Here is a 4,297-nt window from a genome sequence, read left to right as displayed (position 1 = left end):
GAAGGCCCCCACAGCACCCGTGGCACCGACTGCATCCACTCCTGCCGCTTCGACGGGATCGGCGGGACCCGCGCCGATCCAGGCGTCGCGTCGACCGAAGAAGGCGCCGGGCGGAATCAGCGTCACCATTCATGCCGGGGCCGACAACGATTGGTCGGTCACGGTCACCCAGGGCGCGAAACGGCCCACCAAAGCGCAACCGGTGAGCCCGGAGTCGGTGAGTCGCGCGGTCCGAGAGTTGGGCGATCCCACCGCACGTGACGCGGTCGAGGCCGTCATCTCCCACGCGCGCGAGGAGGCTGCCCGACGCGTTGCAGAACTGAGCCGCCAACTCGAGGAGGCGCGCACGACGCTTGCAGCCCTCGAGCAGGACGTATGAACGACTCGCTCGTGCTCGTACACCTGTTGTTGCTAGGGTTCTGCCGACACCGCTGAGAGGGAGTACATGTTCAAGAAATTCATGCTCGTCGTCGTGGGGGCGGCTGCAATCGTAGCCAGCGTCGGCGTGGGGACCGCATCCGCGGCCACTCCAGCTGCTCTCGGCGGCGGCTCGGGAATCATCGTCGGAGGCCAGGCCGAGTGCACGCTGACGACGATCGGAAACGACCGCAACGGAAACCTGGTCGGCTTCACCGCCGGTCACTGTGGCCAAGCGGGTGCCTCCATCGTTCCCGAGTACGACACCTCCCTCGGTGAGGTCGGCCGCATCGCGTTCTCCAACCCGGAATACGACTACGCCCTCATCGAATTCCAGCGTGACAAGGTCGCACCGATCAACCGCGTCGGCAACGTGACAATCTCTCAGGTCGGCCCGCCGACGGCGTTCCCGAACATCGTCTGCAAGGAAGGCCGTACCACCGGCAACACCTGCGGACTCGCGTACGGCGACATCCTGCAGTCGCAGGAGACCTGGGCTCAGCTGTGTGTCGTCGAAGGTGACTCGGGCAGCCCGGTCGTCGTCGGCAACACCCTCGTCGGCATGGTCAACGCCTACCTCGGCGTGGCGTGCTTCGGCCCCGAGGTCGGCACCAACTTCGACGCGATCCTTCGCAACGTCGATCAGGGCAACGGACTCGGCGCAGGATTCGTCCCGGCTCCCTAGATCCACCCGTTTCGGCCGAAGGCCCCGTTCGCGCACTACATCGCGCGAACGGGGCCTTCGTCGTTCGCGAGGTCCGTGCTGCTGTCAGCGGGCGCGAGAGGACGAGTCGAACGACCGAACGTCGGCAACGATGCGTTCCGCGTCGTCCGGCGCGATTCCCAGCAGCACCAGGCTCGATGTCGTCGCAGCTCCCGCCGGATCCCCGATCAAGCCGGCGTTGGTGGCGTCGAGGATCGACAACGCAATGGCCTCGATGTTGAGGATCGGTACTTCTGCAGCGAGGTACGAGGAGAACACACCCTCGCGCTGTCCTCGCCGGATGACCGCGGCGGCCGCGTCGCGCATCGGAGTCAGTAGATCGTGAATGCTGTTGTGTCCCAGATCGGATCGTGCGACCGAGAGCAATAGCCGGTACTGATCACCGACGCGTGCCAGAGCCAGCGTCTGCCGAACGAACACCGTCACCGCGGATTCGTCCACGGCCGGAATTCGGGTGAGCGCAGCCGAAATTCGTTCCGCTGCCTCCAGAGCGATACCGTCGATCAGAGCTTCGCGAGAGGCGAAGTGGGCGTATACGGTTCGCCGGACCACTCCCGCGGCGGCAGCGACGTCGTTGATGGTTGCATCGGGGTTGTCTGCCAGGACCCCTTGTGCAACATGCAGAATTCGCGCTCGGTTGGACCGGGCGTCACGTCGTTGCACGGGCGGCGCTGCTGCGTCCCGTGCAGACGAACTCGACTCCGTCGTCTTGCGCACACGACAACATCTAGCACGATCGCGGGCCGGGAGTGTGGTTGCCGCCACAAAAGATTGCCGATCCTAGACGATGCTTCCTAAGCTGCACAGCACTGTGCAAGGTGTGTCTCGCACTTTGCCAACGGGGGGGAACACACGATGACACTGCTTGCGATGACGCCTGTCCAAGATATGCACAAACCGTACCCGCGACGCTGGTCGGCGCTGGTGGTGTTGTGCCTGAGCCTGCTGATCGTGGTTATGGCCAACACGTCGCTGTTGGTCGCCGCACCGTCGATGACACTCGACCTGAGTCTGACGAGCAGCGACCTGCAGTGGGTGATCGACGGCTACACTGTCCCCTACGCGTCGTTGATGTTGCTGTGCGGTGTGATCGGAGATCGCTACAGCCGCCGCGGCGCTCTGATTCTCGGCCTGATCATCTTCGTCGCCGGTTCTGTGGCCGGGGCGCTCACCGATGCCACCCTCGGGGTGATCCTGGCCCGCATCGTCATGGGTGTGGCCGCTGCCATCGTCATGCCCGCCACGCTGTCGCTGTTGGTGGCGACCTTCCCCAAGCGTGAGCGCGCCACCGCTGTCACCGTGTGGGCGGCCACCTCGGGACTCGCGATCGCGGCCGGTCCGCTGTTGGCGGGTTGGCTCCTCGAGAGCTTCACCTGGCATTCGACGTTTCTGATCAATGTTCCGATTGCGTTGGCCGCCATCGTCGGAGCCGTCGTGCTGGTCCCACCGTCACGGGCCGTCGCCCCGGGTGCGATCGACTGGATCGGTGGTCTGCTGTCGGTGCTGGCCGTGTCGACCATCGTGTACGCCATCATCGAGGGGATGCACTTCGGCTGGACGGTCGGGCCGCTGTACTTCGCGCTCGTCGGGCTGCTGTCGGTCCTGGGCTTCGTGGGATGGGAACTGCGCCATCCCAATCCGTTGCTCGACGTCCGAATGTTCTCCTCCCGCATCCTCAGCGGTGCCACTCTCGCGGTGCTGATCTTCTTCCTCGTCACCTTCGGCGCCATCTACTTCGTGGCCCAATACCTCCAGTTCGCTCTCGGCTACGGTCCGGTGTCCACCGGCATTCACCTACTGCCGTTGGCCGGCGCAGTCTTCGTCGGATCCGGAATCACGATGTGGCTCACGCCGAAACTGGGACCGCGCATCACCGTCACCGCAGGCATGGTCGTGGGAACGCTGTCGGTCGTCTCGCTCATCGGGATCGATGCGACGGCAACGTACTCCGACTTTCTGCCCGTGCTGACGCTGCTCGGTCTCGCAATCGGCCTGTCCGTCTCGCCCTGCACCGACTCCATCATGGGCGAGTTCCCGGACAGCAAGCTCGGGGTGGGCGGCGGCCTCAACGACACCGCCCTCGAACTCGGCGGATCGCTCGGCATCGCTGTGCTCGGATCGGTGCTCGCGGCGTCCTACCGTCAGGGAATCGAAGGATTTCTGCAGACCTTCCCCGGCAAGCAACCGAACGGCCAGTACACCGGGCAGGCGGCAGAAGGGCTTGCCGCATCGCAGGATTCGCTGGCAGGTGCGGTGATCGTCTCCGACGTCATCCGCGACCAGAACGCATTCCTCAGTGGGTTCGCCGACAATCTCGAAGCCAACGCCGTCGCGGCGTTCGGTGACGCGGTGGTGCACACGAGCGTCGTTGCCGCCGTGGTGTTCGGCGTCGGCACCGTGGTCGTGGCGCTGCTCATCCCGTCCAAGAATGCGTCTGAGGTGACGTCGTCGGAGAAGATCGCGTTCGAGCCGATCGTGCCCTTCGTCGCACCGCCGACCAAGGACCCGGCAGCAGATCGGGAGGTCGCCGAGCTCGAGCAACTACTGGAGCGGCCGTCGGCGAAGCCCCAGAAATCCGGCGCACGGCATGCATTGCGAACCGCGGAGGCCACACCGGCAGCTGTGCGTACCGTGGCCGAGCCGGCTCTGGTGGACGCCGAGCTCGAGCGTCCCAGCATCTATCAGCTGGCCTCGAAGGTGTACGAGCTCGACGCCTCCGTCGCCCGACAGGCCACGGTGGACAGCAAGTCCGGCGACCGCGTCACGATCCACCAGCTCGCCCTGTCCAACCTGGCGCGCACCCGACGCGTCGAGGCCGAGGAAGCCCTCGACGCAGCGCTCGAACTGAGCGACCTTCCGGTTGCGCCCGCACCGGAGCCGACCGAACCCACCTTGCCGCTACAGACCTTCTACCAACGGGCCAGCAAGCAACACGCGAACTGCACTGCGTTCAAGGAGCGCTCGAGCTCCATGTGGGCAATGCCGCTGTAGTTTCGCCCGGCCCACCTGCTCACCCCGACCGTCCCACCTGCCCACCCCGTTCGCCCACCCCGCTGGGATCAATGCGCCTTTGTTGTGCACTGACTGACTGAAATCCACATTGATCCGGACCTGGGGGCGGGCCGAACCTGGGGCGGGGCGGCAGGGGGCGGGCGG

General features: G+C 65.6%; 4 protein-coding genes. 3 read left to right on the top strand and 1 reads right to left on the bottom strand.

The window, feature by feature from the left end; all coding sequences use genetic code 11:
* Positions 1 to 379 (top strand): DUF6319 family protein (locus tag RHBS_RS25050; protein ID WP_237669677.1); only part of this gene is annotated, 379 nt, incomplete at its 5' end.
* A gap of 66 nt (positions 380 to 445) precedes the next feature.
* Positions 446 to 1,102: a serine protease gene (locus RHBS_RS25045; protein ID WP_121871385.1), complete on the top strand. Its 657-nt coding sequence runs from the start codon at positions 446 to 448 to the stop codon at positions 1,100 to 1,102.
* 84 nt (positions 1,103 to 1,186) lie between these two features.
* On the opposite strand, the gene RHBS_RS25040 is transcribed toward RHBS_RS25045, so the two are convergent.
* Positions 1,187 to 1,858, bottom strand: a complete 672-nt coding sequence (locus RHBS_RS25040; protein WP_183130294.1) for a TetR/AcrR family transcriptional regulator — start codon at positions 1,856 to 1,858, stop codon at positions 1,187 to 1,189.
* A 138-nt stretch (positions 1,859 to 1,996) separates the two neighbouring features.
* Here RHBS_RS25040 and RHBS_RS25035 point away from each other — a divergent pair, with 138 nt between their 5' ends.
* A complete protein-coding gene (locus tag RHBS_RS25035) occupies positions 1,997 to 4,132 on the top strand; it encodes an MFS transporter (protein ID WP_128646770.1) in 2,136 nt (711 codons plus the stop codon).
* The last annotated feature ends 165 nt before the right edge of the window (positions 4,133 to 4,297 follow it).

Source organism: Rhodococcus sp. BS-15, from assembly GCF_000813105.1.
Taxonomy (GTDB): domain Bacteria; phylum Actinomycetota; class Actinomycetes; order Mycobacteriales; family Mycobacteriaceae; genus Rhodococcoides.
Note: the sequence above shows the minus strand (reverse complement) of the source record. Positions and strands in the feature narration are given on the sequence as shown.